The organism is Lysinibacillus sp. LK3 (assembly GCF_001043675.1).
Taxonomy (GTDB): domain Bacteria; phylum Bacillota; class Bacilli; order Bacillales_A; family Planococcaceae; genus Lysinibacillus; species Lysinibacillus capsici.
In genome coordinates, this window is sequence record NZ_LDUJ01000003.1 from 57,766 (window position 1) to 77,196 (window position 19,431).

Annotated in this window: 16 protein-coding genes; 6 read left to right on the forward strand and 10 right to left on the reverse strand. The window is 38.1% G+C overall.

Going from position 1 to position 19,431, the window contains the following annotated elements; all coding sequences use genetic code 11:
* Window positions 1-5 precede the first annotated feature (5 nt).
* The 3 genes from VK91_RS03300 to VK91_RS03310 form a co-directional block, all read right to left on the reverse strand.
* Window positions 6-1,340, reverse strand: coding sequence for an FAD-dependent oxidoreductase (locus VK91_RS03300; protein ID WP_048390775.1), 1,335 nt, complete (start codon window positions 1,338-1,340; stop codon window positions 6-8).
* A 13-nt stretch (window positions 1,341-1,353) separates the two neighbouring features.
* Window positions 1,354-2,499 (reverse strand): VanZ family protein, encoded by a 1,146-nt coding sequence (locus VK91_RS03305; protein ID WP_048390777.1) that lies wholly within the window; start codon window positions 2,497-2,499, stop codon window positions 1,354-1,356.
* Between the two features lie 151 nt (window positions 2,500-2,650).
* Entirely contained in the window at window positions 2,651-2,938 is a 288-nt protein-coding gene (locus VK91_RS03310; protein ID WP_036075918.1) for a DUF6509 family protein, read from the reverse strand.
* Between the two features lie 156 nt (window positions 2,939-3,094).
* On the opposite strand from VK91_RS03310, the gene VK91_RS03315 reads away from it, so the two are divergent.
* On the forward strand, window positions 3,095-4,270 hold the full coding sequence (locus tag VK91_RS03315) for a serine-tRNA(Ala) deacylase AlaX (protein WP_048390780.1): 1,176 nt from the start codon (window positions 3,095-3,097) through the stop codon (window positions 4,268-4,270).
* A 585-nt stretch (window positions 4,271-4,855) separates the two neighbouring features.
* Here VK91_RS03315 and VK91_RS03320 read toward each other — a convergent pair.
* A complete protein-coding gene (locus VK91_RS03320) occupies window positions 4,856-6,853 on the reverse strand; it encodes a methyl-accepting chemotaxis protein (RefSeq protein WP_048390800.1) in 1,998 nt (665 codons plus the stop codon).
* Between the two features lie 329 nt (window positions 6,854-7,182).
* Here VK91_RS03320 and VK91_RS03325 point away from each other — a divergent pair, with 329 nt between their 5' ends.
* Genes VK91_RS03325 through tatC form a run of 4 tightly spaced genes read left to right on the forward strand, consistent with a single transcriptional unit; the run spans window position 7,183 to window position 10,747 of the window.
* Entirely contained in the window at window positions 7,183-7,932 is a 750-nt protein-coding gene (locus VK91_RS03325; RefSeq protein ID WP_048390782.1) for a gluconate 2-dehydrogenase subunit 3 family protein, read from the forward strand.
* 13 nt (window positions 7,933-7,945) lie between these two features.
* A complete protein-coding gene (locus tag VK91_RS03330; RefSeq protein ID WP_004233912.1) occupies window positions 7,946-9,658 on the forward strand; it encodes a GMC family oxidoreductase in 1,713 nt (570 codons plus the stop codon).
* 28 nt (window positions 9,659-9,686) lie between these two features.
* Window positions 9,687-9,890, forward strand: a complete 204-nt coding sequence (gene tatA, locus VK91_RS03335) for a twin-arginine translocase TatA/TatE family subunit (protein ID WP_048390784.1) — start codon at window positions 9,687-9,689, stop codon at window positions 9,888-9,890.
* 11 nt (window positions 9,891-9,901) lie between these two features.
* Window positions 9,902-10,747 carry a twin-arginine translocase subunit TatC gene (gene tatC, locus VK91_RS03340; protein WP_048390786.1) on the forward strand — a complete coding sequence of 282 codons (846 nt, stop codon included), beginning with the start codon at window positions 9,902-9,904 and terminating at the stop codon, window positions 10,745-10,747.
* Between the two features lie 14 nt (window positions 10,748-10,761).
* On the opposite strand, the gene VK91_RS03345 is transcribed toward tatC, so the two are convergent.
* Window positions 10,762-11,577 (reverse strand): metallophosphoesterase, encoded by an 816-nt coding sequence (locus VK91_RS03345; RefSeq protein ID WP_048390788.1) that lies wholly within the window; start codon window positions 11,575-11,577, stop codon window positions 10,762-10,764.
* Window positions 11,578-12,094: 517 nt separating this feature from the next.
* Between VK91_RS03345 and VK91_RS03350 the strand changes: the two genes are divergently transcribed.
* Window positions 12,095-12,802, forward strand: coding sequence for a DNA-binding response regulator (locus VK91_RS03350; protein WP_048390790.1), 708 nt, complete (start codon window positions 12,095-12,097; stop codon window positions 12,800-12,802).
* 49 nt (window positions 12,803-12,851) lie between these two features.
* On the opposite strand, the gene VK91_RS22350 is transcribed toward VK91_RS03350, so the two are convergent.
* The 5 genes from VK91_RS22350 to VK91_RS03375 are packed head-to-tail and all read right to left on the reverse strand — an operon-like array spanning window position 12,852 to window position 19,381.
* The gene (locus VK91_RS22350) at window positions 12,852-16,637 is read right to left on the reverse strand and encodes an InlB B-repeat-containing protein (RefSeq protein WP_082148114.1); all 3,786 of its coding nucleotides are present in this window, start codon (window positions 16,635-16,637) and stop codon (window positions 12,852-12,854) included.
* Window positions 16,638-16,654: 17 nt separating this feature from the next.
* The gene (locus VK91_RS03360) at window positions 16,655-17,281 is read right to left on the reverse strand and encodes a phage tail protein (RefSeq protein ID WP_048390792.1); all 627 of its coding nucleotides are present in this window, start codon (window positions 17,279-17,281) and stop codon (window positions 16,655-16,657) included.
* Between the two features lie 18 nt (window positions 17,282-17,299).
* Entirely contained in the window at window positions 17,300-17,806 is a 507-nt protein-coding gene (locus tag VK91_RS03365) for a GNAT family N-acetyltransferase (protein WP_048390794.1), read from the reverse strand.
* Window positions 17,807-17,835: 29 nt separating this feature from the next.
* Window positions 17,836-18,231, reverse strand: coding sequence for a hypothetical protein (locus tag VK91_RS03370; protein WP_048390796.1), 396 nt, complete (start codon window positions 18,229-18,231; stop codon window positions 17,836-17,838).
* Between the two features lies 1 nt (window position 18,232).
* The gene (locus VK91_RS03375; protein ID WP_048390798.1) at window positions 18,233-19,381 is read right to left on the reverse strand and encodes a hypothetical protein; all 1,149 of its coding nucleotides are present in this window, start codon (window positions 19,379-19,381) and stop codon (window positions 18,233-18,235) included.
* Window positions 19,382-19,431 lie beyond the last annotated feature (50 nt).

A 19,431-nucleotide genomic window follows, 5' to 3' on the forward strand; every position in this document is an offset into this window, starting at 1 on the left:
TCCTATTATAAACGTCCATTCATTCTTGCCACCTGCTGCAAAGGGTCCCAAACACCGTTGAATGGTGGTGCATAGGCCAAATCTAAATCTAGCAAATCAGGTAAGGTCATTTTACTATATAATGCTGTCGCAAACACATCGATACGCTTATCAACTCCCGCTGGTCCCACGATTTGTGCACCCAATAACAATTGATCACGCTTGCGAACGACCACTTTTATAAACATACGTTGTGCACCTGGATAATAGCCGGCTATATGGCGTGCAGATAATTTAAATGCCTCATAGTCAAAACCAAGCTCTTTAGCATCGCGCTCATTAATACCTGTTGTAGCAATAGTTAAATTGAAAAATTTTAAAATAGAAGTGCCCACAATTCCTCTAAACGGAGCAAATTTGCCTGACATGTTGAGACCTGCTAAACGACCTTGCTTATTAGCAGTCGTTCCTAAAGGTATATAATCTAAACGTTCTTTCACAATATTAAAGTGAGTTGCACAATCGCCAGCTGCATAAATATTTTCAAGGGAAGTCTCTAAATGGCGATTTACAATGATTGCTCCATTTTTTGCAAGTGCAATCCCAGTATTCTTTAAAAACTGTGTATTTGGTTTTATGCCTGAAGCGACAATGACTAAATCCGTCTCTAGAACGCCGTTATCTGTAATAACACGTTCCACTCGTTTATTTCCTTCAAAAGCTTCAACGCTCGTATTTAATAACAGCTCTACATCGTTCCTTTTCGCTTCCTCATGAACATGCTGAGCAAGTTCTTCATCTAAAATACGGGCCACATGACTTCCGCGCTGAATAAGCCTTACCTTTTTCCCACAGGCATGTATGGTTTCAGCCATTTCTAAACCAATATAGCCACCACCTATGATTGTTACCTGCTCAATCTCTGATGTTAAATCTGCCATCAAATCTTCCAGTTGAGGAATTGTTTTTACCGTATGGATACCATCTAGCTCATTCCCCCTTTTCACAGGCATGACTGGACTAGCCCCCGTTGCAATAAGAAGTTTATCGTAGGTAATCTCAAATTTATCACCACTTGCTTGTGTACCTGTAATAACCTTCTTCTCTATGTTTACATTCTCTACCTCATAGCCAACTCTTGCATCAATGCCATACTTATCTCGAAAAGTTTCGACATCTCTTGCAATTAAACGTTTGGTTGATGAAATACGACCATCTACAACATAAGGCAATCCACATTGCCCATATGAATAAATAAAACCACGTTCTAAAGTAGTTATTTCTGCTCCTGGAACATTCCGATAGATTTCCATTGCTGCAGACATACCTGCAGCATCTCCACCAATGATGACGTATTTCATTCTACAAGCCCCCTTATTTTTTCCTTGTTGCCATTAAATCTGCATATTGATCGATATACAAACGTCGTTTTCCACCACTTACGATGACCCGTACCACATGAATAGCTATTATCATTGTAAGTGCAAAACCTGCTATTGCGGCAAGTAGAGAAATGACAATTTGTAGAACATAAAATGGTGAATCCATATCTAATTGGATGTCACCTAATGTTGTAATGGCTTCTGATAAACACAAGGTAGCGATAATAGCAATACAACGACGCCATGATTGCTTTACAATACTTTTGCCATTCTTGTTGACCATTGTAAAACGCATCACCTTCATACCGAGTGTTGCACCATTCATCATACTTGGTAACACCCCAAAGAGTACCACGTACAGAGCCATTTTCACTAAGAATTCAAAAGTACCGCTATACCCTGTCAGAACACCAATAATCATCCAAACTGATTGGACGATAAATAAATCAATGGCCAATGCTAGTAAAATAGAAATCGGCTTAACAATATCATTTTTTTCCATTTCAGCAGCTTTAGCCTCAACCTCTTCATGAGAGGGGAATAATGCCCAAACAATTGGTGCTAAGAAGAAACCTAGGAGCGCACCTACACTGTTTAGTAATAAGTCATCGACATCAAAGATTCGGTATGCGCAATTAAAGATGCCATAAATGCCTGTTCTTTGTGTGACCTCATAAAACAATGTTAGCAAAAAGCTAATTAAAAATGCACGTTTCCAGTACCTTCTTTCTTTAAGAAAATATCGCAAGTAAACGCCGAATGGCATTAGTAGTAAGAAATTAAAGAAGGCTTGAAAAAATGCCTGCTGTTTTGTGATAGCAAGCCATGTAGATGGATTTGTGACAACAACGCCACTATCCTTTAAAACATCATCAACAAATTGAAAAAGTCGCAAATTAGTATGAACGGTGTCCGCGGATTGAAGTGAGCAAGTATCTCTTGTAGACGGAAATGGTAGTAATACTAAACAAAGCGCTGATAAAAAGTAAAAAATAAATGAGAACATGATAATGGTTTTGGACATCGATAAGTATCCATACTTACGATACGTATAAATCAGCCATGGTATAAATAGTACAAAGGATAAAATAATAGTTATGAAAAATGCTATAAAAATGGATTGCGTGTACGTTGACATAGAAACACCTCTCTCTTTAAATTGCCCTATTTTCTGAACACTAAAACTAAGTTTAGTCCTTCAATACTACATGTATATTTCATCAAGCTTACATAATCCTTAATTCAATAAAAAAACAGGTAAAGAATCTATACTCTCTACCTGTTACTTACTATGCTTTCGCTATTTCTTCTTTACAGAATGTCAAAATTTCTTCTAGTTCATCATCCTCTAATGCAAAGTCTAAATATTCACCTTCAGCCTTTTCCATGATGAAGTAATTTAATATAAATGGTTCTTCGTCTTTTTCACCAATTAGGACACGAATTTCAATGCCAGCTTCGTGGTAAAGCTCATCCTCTTCATCAATTTCTACATCCAGAATAAATTCATAACGCTTACCTTCAATAATATTTGTTGGGTCTAAAATCTCTTCCATTGAGAATTGTGTAATTTCCATTATATTTGCTCCTTTTTCTTTAGCTGTTCTTTTCTATATTAAATCAATTTCAGCATGGGTCAACTAGAAAACTCGTATACACCTGTCAGTAATTATGCCACAATGAAATGGAATTAATTTAGAACTAAATTTCCCTACATACGAGGAGGCTTTTTCATGAAAGAGCTATTATATTATCAAGACGTTATGTTACAAGAGTTTGATGCAACTATTATTAGTAAAGGAACTGACGAATCCGACCGTCATTATGTTGTACTATCGAACACCGCTTTCTATCCAACTGGTGGTGGTCAACCTCACGATACAGGTACATTGAATGCGTTGGAGGTCATAGATGTTGAAAAAGTGGATGATGAAATTCGTCACTATATTGAAGGTGATCTATCGACTTTAGATGGTGTGGTACATGGCAAGTTAAATTGGCCAAGACGATTCGATCATATGCAGCAGCATGCTGGGCAACATATTTTAACAGCTGCTTTTGTAGAGCTTTTTAATGCGCAGACTGTAAGCTTTCATCTAGGCAGTGAGCAAGTAACAATTGATCTTGCTATAGAAACGATTTCTGAGCAACAGCTTGCAGCGGCAGAAGCAAGAGCCAATGACATTATTCTAGAGAACCGCCCCATTCAAACTACCTGGGTTACAGAACAAGAGCTGGGCAACTATAATCTTCGTAAAGAGGTCGCAGTGACGGGAGACATTCGACTTGTGATTATCCCTAATTTTGATTACAACGGTTGTGGTGGCACTCACCCTACATCTACAGGGCAAGTTAGTTCCATCAAAATATTAGGGACCGAAAAAATGAAGGGCAATGTGCGCGTTTCTTTTGTGTGTGGTCAACGCGTTTTGACTGAGCTTGGCATGCGGAAAAAAGTTTTAGCGGACGTTGCTCGTCAATTAAGTGTCCCTGAGTTTGATGCTGCCACAGCACTTACAAAAGTTTTATCTACTCAAAAAACTACAGAAAAAGCACTCGCTGCTGCGAAAGAGGAATTACTCACGTATGAAGCAAAGGCACTTGTTAATAGCGAAGGTGTCGTAACGGCTGCTTTTAATCAGCGAACAATGCAAGAGCTACAAAAAATAGCCCGTATGATTGTTACGGAACAGAAAGATGTAATAGCTCTACTTGTGTCTGAAAATGATGGCAAACTACAATTCGTTGCAGCAAGAGGTAATAATGTTTCAAAAAGCATGAAGGATGTTGCCCAAAAGGCACTGCCGCTTATTAATGGTAAGGGTGGCGGAAGTGACCAAATGGTACAAGGCGGTGGCGATTGCACCGTTTCGAAAGAAGAATTACTAGCAGCGATGCAAGACGCTTAATTACATTATAATAGAGGAGCTGTTTGTTATTAATAGACAGCTCCTCCTATGTTATTGAAAAAAGACAATGTCACTAGCCGAAAAAGACTTTTTGACAAGGTAAGTGATTGATTTCCGTTACGCCAGCGTCCTTTCCAGGGGGCGTCCGGTGAGCCGCTTCACTCACTTACGTTCGCTTCAGGGTCTCATCTGTGACGCTAAATCCCCTAGGAGTGACACTGGCTCCTCTCCAATCAACCATTCTGTAAAAGTGGCTTTTCCTTATCTTTCATACAGTCGTTGTGAACAAAATAGCAAATGTATAATTCGAGAAAGGATTTTGACTCTCAATTTCAATGGGAGAAATGATGATTGCCATACCTCTCCATAAAATGAGTAGTGAACACCTTCAATTAAGCCTTTGCAAAAAAAGTAACATTTTTATGAGGTGGAGTGGATGGATTCCTGACTTTCGTGGGATAGCTAGACAGACGATCCTCTGCATGGAGAGGTAATCCATTTTGACCTTTCACAAAAATTGTATGGATGGTTTTGTTTTTCAACACTCTGAGAGGAGCTGTCATTAATAGACAGCTCCTCTCTAATTTAATATTTAAATTTTTGAATGGCTTCATATAAACGTTTTGCCATTTCTGATAGTTTTTCAGTTTGATTGTTCATTACTGCTACCGTCTTCAACTGTTCCGCTGTTGCATCTGTTACCTCATGCACATAATCACTTGCCGCATGTGCAGTAGCTGCCATTTCTTCCATAGACGCGGAAACTTCCTCCGTATTGGCAGACATTTGTTCAGCTGAAGCATTCATTTCTTCAATTTGACCTGCTATTTCTCCTACTGCTCGAACCATTTCCTCGAAGCGTTCTCCCACTGCCTCAATAGAAGCTAAACCACGTTCAACATTATCTTCACCAAATTCAGCTGCTTTTACTACTTCTAATGTATAAAGTTGAACTCTTTCAATGAGCACATTAATTTTAGTAGCTGATTCTGCTGTTTGCTCCGATAGCTTGCGAACTTCTTCTGCTACAACGGCAAAGCCTTTACCAGCATCTCCTGCCCGTGCTGCTTCTATAGAGGCATTCAATGCCAATAAATTTGTTTGATCGGAGATATCGGTAATCATTTTTGAAATTAAGCTAATTTCTTCTGACTCTTTTTCTAGCTTGTGAATAATTGATAGTTCATCTGTTGTGCCTTGCTGAATCTCATTCATACGTAAAACGGATTGTCCAACTGCATGATTGCTTTCACTAATTTTCTGGGAAATAAAATCTGTATTACAAGCAATTGTGGAGGCAACTTCAGCTACATTTTGTATCCCTATCGCCATTTGTTCCATTGCTGAGGCACTTTCCTCTGCCATCACAGTTTGGCTTTGTGCCCCTCGATCTACTTCACTTATTGCACCAGCAATTTGCTTTGAACGCTTTGTTACTCCATTTACATCTCCCATTAAATCACACGCAGCTTCATTCACTGCCGTTGCTTCTCGACTCACTTTGGCTATCATTTCCCGCATATTATCAGTCATGCGATCTAATGCACGTGCCATCGTTCCCATTTCATCAATACGTTTCAAATATTTTTCTGGAATTTCCTGTGTAAAGTCTCCTTCCGATAAGCCCTCACTAATGCGAAGTACATGTCGAAGTGGTCTACTAACAGAGCGAGAAATGGCAAATGAGATGCATAGCCCAAGTATTGAAACTATGATCGTAGTGACAATGAAGTTCGTCTTAAGCTTAGAAAGCCCTGAAAACATCTCATCTTCTAATGCGATAACCCCCATTTTCCAACCATTATCGAGGGTATGATAGCCCATTAGACTAGTTCCTGTATCTTCCGTTTCAAAAGAAAAATAACCGTTATCATTAGCAATCATTTCTTTAGCAGCCATTGCTCTGCCTGTCTTGATACCTGTTTCGTCTGCTGCCTTAATTGGATTGTATTGCTCCTTCACATACGAATGATTATTATGTCCAATAATTGTTCCGTTAGCATCTAACATAAATGCATAGCCACTGTCTCCAACCTTAATGCCTTCTACAATTTTAGATAGGTAATAGCCGTCAATACGTGCTAATAATAAAGCTTTTTCACCTGTCACTGTGTCAATTGGAGAAACGATTAAAATGACTGGTTCACCTGTTACACGACTAATCGTAATGTCAGACATGACAGACTTACCAGTAAAACCTTCTTTTACGTAATCACGATCCCCTAGATCAGCTGTTGTATCATCCAGATAATGGGCAACTCCATTAGCATTGATAATGCCAAAACCTAAGTAATTTTCATTACTGGCAAGACGTTTCGAGAGATACTGCTTCTGCTTTTCAAAGTCCATGCTCCGAACTGCCTCTTGCTCTGCAATGGCTTCCACCTCCACTAGTGTTAATTGGAAGTGTTCTTCTATGTATTGGGACACATCCTCTGCTCTAGATACCAAATTAGATTCCACTTGCTCATTCACAGCTTTTGTACTATTTATCCAAGTAGATAGCCCAAGCGTGCCACATGTTACAAATACAAGAGCTATAATTGCAACAATTAATTTACCACCAATACCTTTTAACCACATTTCTCTTTTTCTCACTTCTTCCATTTTTAGCTATACAATCCACATATTTTTGCATAACTTCAGAGTAAAGTCACTAAAAGTAGAAGTCAACAAAAGTTTTCCAATATGATTAATAAATGTATAATAATACCATTTACACTACCTTTATAGTGCTAACAATTTTCTACAAAATTTTCAATTCATAGATCCCCCTTGTCATTAAAAAGGAGAGTACACCATGCTAATAGAGGTAATTAAAACATTTTCCAACAAAAATTGATTATAATTCACATTTTTTGCTGATTATTAAAGATAGGATCCGTTTAACACATTTTGAGGGGAGGATTTCCATGAGTTCAGACAAAAATAATGTTTCTCGTCGAGACTTTTTAAAAACTACAGGTATTGCTGCTGGTACATTAGTCGGTGGTGGTTTAATTGGAGGATTAGTTGGTTACAACATCCATGGTAAAGGTACTTCTACCCTAGAGCATGGTGGTCATGAAACAACGAATGAGGCCACAGGCTCACCAAAAGCTAAGATGTTCTTCAGAAATGAAAAAGATTTTAGTATCTTATCAAAGGCCACAGAACGTATCTTCCCAGAGGACGATTTGGGACCAGGAGCTATTGGTTTAGACGTTCCCTATTTTATCGATCATCAACTTGCAGGAAATTATGGAAGTAACTCTAAAGAATATATGCAAGGTCCATTTGATGTTGGTGCCCCAACTCAAGGCTATCAGAGCCGTTTAACGCGAGCGGAAATTTTTAGACAGGGTATTCAAAAAATGGAGGATGAAGCACAAAAGCGTTATAAGAAAAGCTTTAACGATTTAGATGGCAAACAAATGGATGAAATATTAACTGCCTTCCAAAAAGGTGACATAGAAATGGTTGGGGTTACTTCCGCGTTCTTCTTTTCATTATTACGAGCAGCTACATTAGAGGGAGCTTATTCTGACCCTATGTATGGAGGAAATCGCAATATGGATGGCTGGCGTATGAAGGGCTTCCCTGGTCACCAGATGGCTTATATTACACAAATAGAAGATGCCAAGTTCCAAAAAATTGAGCCTAATCCATTAGGCAACCACTAAGGGGGGATACAAAATGGCTAAAACATTACCGAGTGTAGACGTTGTAACAGTTGGTGTAGGTTGGACTGGCGGTATTGTCGCTGCTGAATGTGCTAAAGCTGGCTTAAAGGTAGTCGGTTTAGAGCGAGGTCAAAAGCGTGGGACCGAGGATTATTTAAATGTTCATGACGAATACCGTTATGCCATCCGATATGATTTAATGCAAAATCTTTCTAAAGAGACCGTAAGCTTTCGGAATGATCGCAATATGAAGGCATTACCAATGCGTCAGCTTGGCTCCTTCTTACTTGGAGAGGGTCTGGGTGGATCAGGAACACATTGGAATGGAATGACTTATCGATTTTTACCCTATGATTTTCAAATCAAGACATTAACAGATAAACGTTATGGACCAAATAAGCTTGGACCAGATTATCTGATTCAGGATTGGGGATTAACATATGATCAGCTTGAGCCCTATTTCGATAAGTTCGAGAAAACAGCTGGTATTTCAGGTGATGATAAAAATAAATTTAGTGGAAAGCGTTCGAATCCCTATCCAACACCGCCTATGAAAAAAACGCCTATGCTTGCACAATTCGAAAAAGCTGCAACAAACCTGAAGCTAACACCTTATATGGTTCCATCAGCTAATGTATCAGAGGTTTATAAAAATCCAGATGGCGAAACGATCAACGCTTGCCAATATTGTGGTTTTTGTGAACGCTTTGGATGCGAATATGGTGCAAAGTCGTCCGCAGAAATTACTGTTGTCCCTACAGCCCTGAAGACAGGGAATTTTGATTTACGCTTTAATTCCAATGTTGTTGAAATTTTAAAGCAGGGTAACAAGGCTACAGGTGTAAGATATATCGATACTGTTTCGGGAGAAGAATTCATTCAGCCAGCTAATGCTGTTGTATTAACTAGTTATGTCTTTAATAATGCCAAGCTATTAATGGTCTCTGACATTGGTGAAAGATATGACCCTACTACTGGCAAAGGAACACTTGGCAGAAACTATTGCTATCAAATTTTGCCTGGTGCTGCTGGGTTCTTCGAGGAACAATACAATACATTTATGGGTGCAGGTTCGTTAGGCATGTGTATAGACGATTACAATGGGGATAATTTTGACCATAGTGATTTAGATTTTATTCACGGAGGTAATATTGCACTTACACAGACAGGTACGCGACCAATCGGCTCAAATCCAACTCCGCCTGATACGCCTACTTGGGGACCAGAATTTAAAAAGCAATCTATTTATTACTATACACGTTCATTTGGGATTGGTGCGCAAGGAGCATCTATGCCACATAAGGAAAACTATATATCACTGGACCCTACCTATAAGGATGCTTACGGGCTGCCATTAACTCAGTTAACATACAATTTTACTGATCAGGATCGAGCTCTTCATAAATATATCTCTGCACGTGCAGCTGACATTATGAAGGAAATGGGTGCAAAAACTATTGTCCCTAACGCGGAAATTACCGATTACAATATCGTACCTTACCAAACAACGCATAATACAGGTGGTACGGTGATGAGCTTAACACCAGAACAAGGGGTTGTGAATAATTACTTACAGCACTGGGATGTTGATAACCTTTTCGCAGTAAGTGCAGGCAACTTTGCACACAATAGTGGTTATAATCCAACAGGCACATTAGGGGCACTTGCCTACCGTTGTGCTGAGGGAGTCATCAAATACAGTCAATCAGGTGGTTCATTAGTATAAAAAAATCATTCTAAAGGAGGCAAGACTTATGGGAGGTCTAGGAGCAATTGGAGTACCTGGATTAATCATTATTTTAGTGATTGTATTAATTGTATTTGGCCCAAAAAAATTACCAGAAATCGGTGGAGCGGTTGGCAAAACGTTTGCAGAATTTAAAAAGTCTACTAAGGGACTTATGGATGATGAAGATGATACCGTAAAAAAGGTCGAAAAAAAATCTGATGCTTCGTAGGAGGGTTTCCTATGGATCCATATGAAGACGGAAAAAGAAAATATTTAAGCCCTCTAGATAAACCACAAGCCGAGCCTCCAAAGCCAGTGGAGGCTTTAGTTGAAATACCTACGGTAGCAATTGAAGAGGATCATGTGTCAGATGAACCCCTGATACCTGTTACCTCATTATTGGAGCATCTTAGTGATTTACGTAAGCAAATTATCAAAGGGTTAACGGTTTTTATTTTATTTTTCATTGTTGTCTTTTCTACTATTAATATTTGGTTTCCATTCATAACGCGAGGTCACTCACTCGTTATTTTAGGACCACTAGAAGTAGTTAAATTTTACATGACGATTTCAACAACTTTAGCTTTTGGTCTTGCAATGCCTTTCCTCGTCCACTTTCTTTGGAGCTTTATTAAACCAGGCTTAAAAGAAGAGGAAAGTCGATTTTTAGGCCTCTATGCACCAATCATGTTAGTTCTATTTTTAGTAGGAGTAGCTTTTGGCTATTTCGTCGTTAACCCACTTAGCTATACATTCTTAGTAAGCATTGGGGCTACCAATTTCGATGTCATGGTATCAGCAAATGAATATATGCACTTTTTAATCATGACGACTGTACCGCTTGGTCTATTATTTGAGTTACCGATTGTTGCCCTATTCTTATCAGCCATTGGTGTACTGACTGCTGAATCCATGAAAAAAATACGAGGCTGGTCTTATATCGCAATGGGCGTAGGCTCCGCTGTTATCACGCCACCAGACTTTATAAGTCAGTTACTCGTATTAATACCGATGATTATTTTATATGAAATAAGTATTTACCTCGTTAAACGTATAGAACGCAAACAAATTGAAAGCACTGCGTAAATTTTACGCAGTGCTTATTTTTTCTTTAGATCCATCACAATAATTTCTGGTAGATTAAAAATACGATATGGTACTGTGCTATTACCCAACCCTCTACTAACTACCATTTTCGTCGCGTCTGCTTCGTAGACACCAGCTGTATATTTTGGGAACAGCCCCTGTCCTGGTGCCACAAGTCCTCCAAGCCCAGGAATACGAACTTGCCCACCATGCGCATGTCCCGAAAATACTAAATTTATGTGATAATTTACATACGTATTAAATAATTCTGGTCTATGTGCTAGTAACAACTTAAACATATCGTCTGGCAAATAGGCCGTTGCAATGTCCAGCATATCTTCTGTTGTTCTACCCATTAACGGATCCTCAATACCAACAATCGCCAAGCGCTCCCCGTCGCGCTCTAACACGGTCGATTCGTTGGCCATAATATGTACCCCTAACGATGACAGCGCCTCATAAATTTCATTCACCTTATTCGTCGCTACCTCATGGTTTCCTAGTACATAATAAACATCCGCTATTTTAACTAGTCCTTCCACTGCTTGTAGGCTTTGTTTTAAATTATAGCGATTACTATCGATCACGTCACCTGTGATAAAAATATAATCAGGCTTTGTATCCTTTACCTTAGCAATCAATTTTTGTTGCTTGTCACCAAAGACAGCGTCATGTAAATCCGAAACTTGTACAATGCGTAGCCCATCAAAGCTGTCAGGCACACTATCTGATTCAAACACATGTTTACTTACGACTAGCCAGTGATTGTTTACGTACAAAAAAATGACTATAAAAACAACAAAGAAGATACCATATAATAATTTTTTCAATCGCAATCGCTCACTTTGTGGCTACTTTTTTCAGAAATAATTCTGACTTTCTCATTATAAGCAAAAAACAGAGTGATTGTAAGTATATGCACTTTAAATACACAAAATGCACAAAATACACTTAGCTTAAAATTTTTATCATTAGATTATGATACACGCTTTAATCTATTTTTTGTTAACTATTGGCATGCTATACTATGGGTAGAAAGGCATATTTTATTATCCCCTCATAATACATCACGATATGGGAAATGCATCTCATTTACTAAAGTGCGAGAATACTAATAAACTTAAATCAGTTAAAGGAGAAAAAAATTGCTTTATTGTAAGTAATGATCCAGTTAGATTGGACGATAAATGTGTTTTACATACTAATAAATTACATAATTTACAGAATCGAATAATTTCAGAATCCAGCTTCCATTGCTACAGGCAAGTATAAAACTGATGACGAAAAATTTATTTAGTACAGTTGCGCTACATAATATTCTAAATTTAGATGATAAGAGGTGAAAAAATGTTGAAAGCCATCATAGTAGATGATGAAATTTTAGCAATCAATTTATTAGAAGCCACGTTACATGATAATAGCGATGTTACTATTATCGGAAAATTCGTAAATCCACTAGAGGCTATTGCAAACATCCCTACACTCAAACCTGATATTCTTTTTTTAGATATAGATATGGCCGAAATGAATGGTATTGAATTTGCTAGTAAGATTGCAGACCTTCCTTTTTTAATGGACATTGTATTTGTCACTGCATATGAACGTTTTGCAATAGAAGCTTTTAATGTACAGGCTGTTGACTATATTTTAAAGCCTATTGAGAAAGAGCGTTTAATGAAGACAATCAAGAGAATATCCATGCGTAGAAAGCAATTTCATGTTAAAGCTGCTGTACACCACATAGAGGAAGAAGCTCATATAATAGAGGATTTTCACTTTCATGTTCATTCTGGAAGAGTATATATCGGTAATACAGCATTAGCCCTATCTACAAAGGAATTTCAAATTTTTTTCTTTCTAGCACAACGACCAGGACAAATTTTTCCCCCATCAGAGCTGTATAAGCTTATTTGGGCAGAGGAAAGTATCGGGCATACACAGGCATTGAAGGTTCATATTAGTAATTTACGAAAAAAGCTAGAATCCGTTGCTGGCCATAGAGCAAAGATTATAACAGTGAGGGGTTCGGGATATAAATTCCATTTCGAGCCATGAAAAAGAAGGGCACTGCGATTACATTACGAATCGCGTACCCTCTTTTTGGTTATTTTTTTGCGGCTTCTTGAATCTCATAAAATGCCCAATGGTGTTTTGGAACATCTTTAAATAATGGTGTTTGATCTTCAATAAGAACTTGACGTTCAAACAGTCGATTTAATACCTTCACTGCTTGTGCACGTGTTAAAAATCCATCTGGATTGAATGTATCTGCTGTTATCCCTGTCATAATTTCCGCTGCATTGACAGTATCAATTGCTTGCCTTGCCCAATGATGGGCACTCACATCTTTGAATACTGCACTTTGTGAGGTTGGTGAACAGAAATCTGCATCAGGACGTTCTATACATTGCTGTTCTATCCAGCGGGCTGCCAATGTAGCCATCTGTGCACGCGTAATAAAGCCGTTTGGATTAAAGTTCGTTGCTGTAACCCCTTTAAACAGACCCTTTTCCTTCGCAAATTCGATTGCATCTTTAGCATCATGTTGGAATGTATCTGTATAGGTTGCCTTTGCTTGCGGTATGGCGTTACCTGTTAATTGACGAGCAAACATACTTGCCATCTGTGCCCTTGTAACAGGAGCATTCGGACGGAAGGTACCATCTGGATAGCCTTGAATGTAAGGTAGATGTGTAACACCCTCTGTAGTTGGCTCCTTCACTTCTTCCTTCTCTGGTAAGTAGAGAATGGAGAAGGTGGAGAATTTATTCACCTCAAACTGTAAACCTGTTATTCCCTTTTGATATTCTACAATCTTCCCACGTACAACTTCTTTTGTGCCATCACTATGCTCGATAAAGATCGCCAAATTGGCAAGTTGTTCATCTGTTAAATCTGTAGGCAACGGCAATGTTAATTTAACAGGACGGCTTTGCATATTGGTTTCAATGCTCATTGGACGACCAAGTATCTCTACAACCGCACCTTCTACCAATTGCTGCACAACGGTTTCCCTTTTGGCTTGTTCTACAATCTCTAGCTGTTTATCATGCCCTTTTATCGGAACGAGTCGGAAGTATAGATTTTCACTAAACATTTCCAATGAAGTTTTTGGCACTTCAATTCTAACGTTATCGGTAACAATTTCGAGATGGACTGCTCCATTTTGCAAAAGTGACAGCACATGTTTAGGAATGAACACTTGGACTTGATTTACTTGATCCTTCTCGTCTGGGATGATAATCCTTGCTTTATCATTCCCTTGTTCCTTTAATTTCCTAATTGTCTCTGTTGCGCTTGCTGCTGTTAATGTGACATCATCATTCATCGTGTTATCTACATTTTTTGCTCGTTTTATCGTTGTTTTTGAAACTACATCACCATTGCCAGATTCTACATCTACTACAATTTCCTCTACATTGGTTGAAGGTGTTGATGAACCTGAATCAGGATTTGGTGAAGGATCAGTATTACCGCCACCTGTATTATTACTAATCCATTTTGCATAGATCACTGTGTTTGCTGTAATAAGAGTATTAAAATTATATGGTGTTGTGTAGGCATTACTTGTATACCAGCCCCCAAATGTATAGCCAGCTTTCGTTGGCGCTGGTGTTGGCTGACCTGCTTTTCCTTCATGTACCACCATCTGATTGGAGACAGCACTACCGCCAGCCACATCAAAGCTTACCGTATGTGTCACAGTCACAGGATTCCATTTCGCATAAATCATTGTGTCTCCTGTAATCGTAGTATCAAAATTAAATGCTGTATTTCCCATACTGCTTGTGTACCAGCCGACAAATGTATGTCCTGCTTTCGTTGGTGGAGGTGGCTCCGTTGCTTTTTCTCCATGAGCTATTGTTTGTGCTGGGATTGTACTTCCTCCGTCTACATCAAAGCTCACTGTATGTGTCACGGGATTCCATTTTGCATAAATCGTTGTGTCCCCTGTAATCACAGTATCAAAATTAAATGGTGTATTTCCCGTACTGCTTGTATACCAGCCAACAAATGTATGTCCCACTTTCGTTGGTGGAGGTTGCTCCGTCGCTTTTTCTCCATGAGCTATTGTTTGTGCTGGGACTGTACTTCCCCCATCTACATCAAAGCTCACTGTATGTGTCACAGGATTCCATTTCGCATAAATCATTGTGTCTCCTGTAATTGCAGTATCAAAATTAAATGCTGTATTCCCACTACTGCTTGTGTACCAGCCGACAAATGTATGCCCTGCTTTCGTTGGTGAAGGTGGCTCCGTTGCTTTTTCTCCATGAGCTATTGTTTGTGCTGAGATTGTACTTCCTCCATCTACATCAAAGCTCACTGTATGCGTCACAGGACTCCATTTCGCATAAATCGTTATGTCTCCTGTAATCGTAGTATCAAAATTAAATGGTGTATTTCCCATACTGCTTGTGTACCAGCCGACAAATGTATGTCCTGCTTTCGTTGGTGAAGGTGGCTCCGTTGCTTTTTCTCCATGAGCTATTGTTTGTGCTGGGATTGTATTTCCTCCGTCTACATCAAAGCTCACTGTATACGTCAAGGGATTCCATTTTGCATAAACGATTGTGTCTCCTGTAATCGCCGTATCAAAATTAAATGGTGTATTTCCCGTACTGCTTGTGTACCAACCGACAAATGTATGTCCTACTTTCGTTGGTGAAGGTGGCTCCGTTGCTTTTTCTCCATGAGCTATTGTTTGTGCTGGGATTGTACTTCCTCCATCTACATCAAAGCTCACTGTATGCGTCACAGGATTCCATTTTGCATAAATCGTTGTGGCTCCTGTAATCGCAGTATCAAAATTAAATGGTGTATTCCCACTACTGCTTGTGTACCAGCCGACAAATGTATATCCTGCTTTCGTTGGTGGAGGTGGCTCCGTTGCTTTTTCTCCATGAGCTATTGTTTGTGCTGGGACTGTACTTCCTCCGTCCACACTAAAACTTACAGAATACGCTTTAAGTGTAGTTACATTCACCATAGTATAGGCTGTTTTATTTCCTGCTGCATCCTTCACTATGATGTTAAAATAGTAGGTTGTATTTTGTAATAAATCAGGTATATCAAATGTTGCGATATCCTTTGAATAGTTTCCTAAAGCAATGCCATTTGTCTCTATATGACTAACTGTATCAATATTGTTACTTGTAGATTGATAGATTTGATATTCTAAATCTTCTGTAGAAGTAATATTATCTGTTGCTTTTAGCCAGTTTAATGTCACGCTATTATTACTAATATTCATAACATTAATAGATGGATTGCTTATTTCTGGAGGTATTAAATCTTCTGTACTCGTAACTGATGCACTTACATCCAAATGATAAATCCTCACAAATATATCTGCAACTCCATCTGTTCTACTAATTCTAATTTCATCGATGTTTTGCCATGGTTCCCCCGTTAATGGGACATCAATTTTTTCAAAAGGCATGTACTGATTTATAACTACAGCTCCGGTAACAAATGTATTATCTCTATATCCTTCTATTTTGAGTTCTACAATTTCATTAACCGCACTTTCTAATCGTAATGAGTTTAGCTTGAAATTTCCTTTAATGGACTTAATAGAAGCTGTAGTAACAATACCAGGGTAACCCGACATCCCTAAACTTTTATCAGTTGGATAAAAATCGTCAATATCATTGTTACTATTATTTGAATCATCCAAAGTACCATCAATTTTTAATAATGCAAATTCCCAATCCCCTATAATACGGGGATTTGTACCCACGCCGTCACTAGATTCAAAATCCTCGCTTGATGGAAAGGTAGTTGCTGAAACTCTTGGAACCTCCACAATTGTCATCGAAGAAAGATTTAGTACTATCATACAAATACACAGAATGCCTATCTTTAACCTAGAAAATATTTTCATCATAACACGCCCCTCAATTACTAAGGTCTCGGTGGATATAGTCCTTCGATACAAATAATATAGTTCACTGCTAAATAAGGTTGGCGATTATCAAATGAAGTACCACTACCTGTCTCTCCTATTATCCCACTAATTGATACATCACCAGTTACTGGAGCATCAAAGGACTTTAGAGTGCCGTTTGAAGTATTCTTACTATAAATATTAGCGTCCCTGCCATTAGAAATGCCTTTTCCGAGGGTACTGTTATCATCTGGAATATTAGTCGTACCATCATTATTTACAACGGGAATAGCAACAGTAGCATTAGCGTTTTTAAGGATACCACCTGCGCTACTAAAAAGATGATTGTGTCTTGGTAAATTATTTATACTTAAAGTCGTCTGCTCTGTACCACCCTTACTACCATTCGAATAAGATGATATTCCTGCATCTCTTTGTCCCCCCATATCGGCACCTACTGGAACGCGGCCATTAAGATTTGGCAAATTAAAAACCGTTTTTCCATCCCCTCCGTATTGGAATCCAATCACTGCATACAAAGCTTGGTATTGATTAATTTGTAATTGTTGTCCATTACAAAACAACCATCCTCTTGGAGCGTATGTTCCTGCCCAAGGTAAAATTACTCCTATAAATGCTTCCATAAATATCTCTCCTTAAGTTTATTTTCTCCAGTACATCTCAAATGTTGCTTCTTTATCCATTACAATCTTAAACCCTAGCTTTTTATATAACTGATAGGCAGCTATATTAAATTTAGCCACTTCAAGTTCCATGCCCTTCAAATAATGGGTTGCTTCCTTCATCATAGATTGTATAATATACTTCCCAATACCTTTGCTTCTCCACGTATGAAGGAATCCTATCCAAATTAATCGATAGTTTATATTTGTTTTATCAATGGTATATCTCCCGATTGGCTTCCCTTTATATTGAACAATTATCTTTTCTGCCCTTGGGAACATCTTCTTAGTCTGCACATTATCTAATTCATATTGTTGTTGTACAATACTTTTCCTTACATTTTCATCCTCTATAAAAGATAACTCCATTCGTGATTCTTCAAATATTCGATATAATACCGCTTGGTCTTCCTTTGTAGCGAGACGTAAGCTTATTTCATCAAAATTTATCAAATCGTCAGAAAAATCACATGTAATTCGTTTCATATTTATCACCATACAAATATTAATTGCGCTTAGGAGTTCTTGTTTGTAACAATGATGGAACGCACAAAGTTATGCCCTTTTTCCGGTAGTTTTTCCCAGCTATCTATATGAAATTGATGATCAGCCAAGCATTCAGCTCTATTTTGACTTTTTTGCGGTACGTCTAATGATAACGAGATAGTACCATAGGATTTTTCACCTGGCGGTACCTTATCTCGCCAAGAGCAAGAACATTCATAGCCATTAGGCCCTGTTGAAGCCTTAATTCCTAAAGCCTGAATAGTTGTATTAGGCGGAACATTCATAGGCTCTTTGCCTTCAATATCCTCTGTATTCCAAATACCCCAAGTTCTCTCCTTATGAAAAACTTCTAATTCACGATCTGTTGCATTTGTTATCATTAATGAAAAAGTCCAAGTTGCCATTTTAATTCTCCCCTCCTGTTGTTACTTTTATCTTTGCATTATCCATAACATCGAATTCATGTGTACGGTTCAAAATTGCGTAATCCCATTCGGATGCTCCGATTAATGTTGTCACATTATCTTTATCAGTTCGATATAAAAGAATCATTTTACTAAAAATCCAAGGTACAACATCCATATCTTTATCGTTTGGTGCTTCAAATTCTCTATCAATTGACTTTCTTTCTGTTTGTTGTTGTTCTTTGGTCACAGAATTTAATATATTAAACTTCGCTCTTAATTCCGTCTGTAATTCTTGCTCAACACTCGCCTTCACTATCTTTTCTTCAGAAACTGAAGCTTTTTCCGAAAATTTCAGTGCGGTTTCAATCGTGCTAACCTTTTCTACTACTTTTTTACTTGTAGTCGATATAAACTGTTCATCTTTTACTTTTATTTTTCCTCTTCTAGTGACAGTTTCAACTTTTGAAGCATCTGCTCTTATGCAAGTAACCTCAACAGAAAAATAATCATTCACTTCACGCTTTTTCAAATAAAGGCTATCAAAATCTACATCATTAACCCCATCCCAAAGTTTTTTCGAAATTTTAAATATAGACGTTTTAAATATTGCTTTCTTTTCAAAGTTAACTCCACTAGGAATATACTGATTTAGATCAATAGTTTCTACATTCTCAACAACCTTTAATGTGTCTATTTTGGACCAATCTGTATATAAACTATTAGGTACTTCCTTTTTTCTAATCCTGTCCATCTTATTCGAAATCCGTATATCTCGAACAAAGTTATGTCCATCATGAGTAATACCCTTCCATTCATTCACTTCAAAATACCCATTCGCTCTGCAAGTTGCTTCATTGGGATTGTTATATGGCACATTAACATAAAGGCTTACAACACCATATGGTTCCTGCATATTTCCTTCATGATTCTTGTTATTATCCTTCCATGAACAAGAAAATTCGTAACCATTCGGACCAAAGGCAGATTTGACCCCAACGGCCTGTATTGTTTGTCCTGCTTTAATTGATTGGGGTCCTTTATCCTCTTCACCATTTGTATTCCAGTATCCCCAGTGCAATTGTGATTCCACCAATTCTAAATCTCGATCTGTGTCATTTGTAACGTTAAAACTAAATGTCCATGCCATAAGTGTGATACCTCCAATTAAAATATTTTAATATTCAGAAATTAATTTAT

What these genes read in the sequence shown, in the direction of transcription:
- VK91_RS03305 (WP_048390777.1), bottom strand. Translation starts at nt 2,499, where the DNA reads ATGTCAACGTACACGCAATCCATTTTTATAGCATTTTTCATAACTATT.
- VK91_RS03375 (WP_048390798.1), bottom strand. Translation starts at nt 19,381, where the DNA reads ATGGCATGGACATTTAGTTTTAACGTTACAAATGACACAGATCGAGAT.
- VK91_RS03365 (WP_048390794.1), bottom strand. Translation starts at nt 17,806, where the DNA reads ATGAAACGAATTACATGTGATTTTTCTGACGATTTGATAAATTTTGAT.
- VK91_RS03350 (WP_048390790.1), top strand. Translation starts at nt 12,095, where the DNA reads ATGTTGAAAGCCATCATAGTAGATGATGAAATTTTAGCAATCAATTTA.
- VK91_RS03315 (WP_048390780.1), top strand. Translation starts at nt 3,095, where the DNA reads ATGAAAGAGCTATTATATTATCAAGACGTTATGTTACAAGAGTTTGAT.
- VK91_RS03310 (WP_036075918.1), bottom strand. Translation starts at nt 2,938, where the DNA reads ATGGAAATTACACAATTCTCAATGGAAGAGATTTTAGACCCAACAAAT.
- VK91_RS03300 (WP_048390775.1), bottom strand. Translation starts at nt 1,340, where the DNA reads ATGAAATACGTCATCATTGGTGGAGATGCTGCAGGTATGTCTGCAGCA.
- VK91_RS03370 (WP_048390796.1), bottom strand. Translation starts at nt 18,231, where the DNA reads ATGGCAACTTGGACTTTTTCATTAATGATAACAAATGCAACAGATCGT.
- VK91_RS03360 (WP_048390792.1), bottom strand. Translation starts at nt 17,281, where the DNA reads ATGGAAGCATTTATAGGAGTAATTTTACCTTGGGCAGGAACATACGCT.
- VK91_RS03325 (WP_048390782.1), top strand. Translation starts at nt 7,183, where the DNA reads ATGAGTTCAGACAAAAATAATGTTTCTCGTCGAGACTTTTTAAAAACT.
- tatC (WP_048390786.1), top strand. Translation starts at nt 9,902, where the DNA reads ATGGATCCATATGAAGACGGAAAAAGAAAATATTTAAGCCCTCTAGAT.
- tatA (WP_048390784.1), top strand. Translation starts at nt 9,687, where the DNA reads ATGGGAGGTCTAGGAGCAATTGGAGTACCTGGATTAATCATTATTTTA.
- VK91_RS22350 (WP_082148114.1), bottom strand. Translation starts at nt 16,637, where the DNA reads ATGATGAAAATATTTTCTAGGTTAAAGATAGGCATTCTGTGTATTTGT.
- VK91_RS03320 (WP_048390800.1), bottom strand. Translation starts at nt 6,853, where the DNA reads ATGTGGTTAAAAGGTATTGGTGGTAAATTAATTGTTGCAATTATAGCT.
- VK91_RS03330 (WP_004233912.1), top strand. Translation starts at nt 7,946, where the DNA reads ATGGCTAAAACATTACCGAGTGTAGACGTTGTAACAGTTGGTGTAGGT.